Here is a 797-nt window from a genome sequence, read left to right as displayed (position 1 = left end):
TGATCAGACCTTCCTTAGCGACCCGACTCCGAAAATGTTGAGCCGGACACACCGCAGGGTTGCGGACGACGTATGGCGGAGGCCATGTGCGAATGGTCTGAGTTTGCTCAGCGCGTCAACGCGCTGGCATGGCGCGCTGCGTACCCGATGCAATGGCAGCGCGCTGGGCATCACAGCGCGCCTGGAAGACATGCGGTGACGCGATCGCCGACGGCGCGCGCAACGGTGGCGGTTGCGCTATCGGCGAGCATCGAACGGCTCACATCTGCCTGGCGAATTCATCAGGCAATGTGGTGGGGGCGCTCAGCATCTTGGTGGAGGCGCTGCGCATGCAGCATCGAGCATCGGGCACGGCGTGACCCGCAGCGGCAGGCGGCCCGGCGTGGTGTGCAGGCGTTTGGCCGATTACCTCAGCCGCACAAGGCGTGACGGTTAGCGTGAAGCGCAGCGTACCGCCCGTGATGTTGCCCGGTCGCTCGTGGCCACCTTGCGTTGCCTGCAGCGGCTCAGTTGCGCTGCGCAACGTTCACGCTGGCGACCGATTGCTGCAGGCTCTGCAGTTGGGCCCACAAGACATGGCGGGTATCGCCGCTATGGCCCAGCGACAAGGCTTGTGCGTATTGCAGATCGCCCTCGTGCAGGGCGCGATTGGCCTGGCGGTGCTGTGCCAGATACTTGCCCAGCTGCTGCTGCACCAGCGCGAACTTGCGTGCCTGCTCGCCCTGCGGCGCGGTGGCCTGGAAGTAGCCGGCGTGCCGTGCAATCCGCTGGTGCAGAGGTAATCCCCCCGCCCATTA

Annotated in this window: 1 protein-coding gene and 1 pseudogene; one reads left to right on the top strand and one right to left on the bottom strand. The window is 65.6% G+C overall.

All coding sequences use genetic code 11. The annotated features are described in order from the left end of the window. Positions 1 to 152: 152 nt before the first annotated feature. The gene (locus tag J7367_RS22180) at positions 153 to 359 is read left to right on the top strand and encodes a hypothetical protein (RefSeq protein WP_042674662.1); all 207 of its coding nucleotides are present in this window, start codon (positions 153 to 155) and stop codon (positions 357 to 359) included. Positions 360 to 506: 147 nt separating this feature from the next. Here J7367_RS22180 and J7367_RS22175 read toward each other — a convergent pair. Further along, a pseudogene (locus J7367_RS22175) lies at positions 507 to 776 on the bottom strand (hypothetical protein); the annotation flags it as partial. Positions 777 to 797: the final 21 nt, after the last annotated feature.

The sequence above is a fragment of the Xanthomonas sp. D-36-1 genome, from assembly GCF_017746155.1.
Classification (GTDB): domain Bacteria; phylum Pseudomonadota; class Gammaproteobacteria; order Xanthomonadales; family Xanthomonadaceae; genus Xanthomonas; species Xanthomonas cissicola.
This window is presented reverse-complemented; position numbering and strand designations above follow the sequence as displayed.

Coding starts and splice junctions, on each gene's coding strand:
- J7367_RS22180 (WP_042674662.1), top strand. CDS start 153: ATGGCAGCGCGCTGGGCATCACAGCGCGCCTGGAAGACATGCGGTGAC.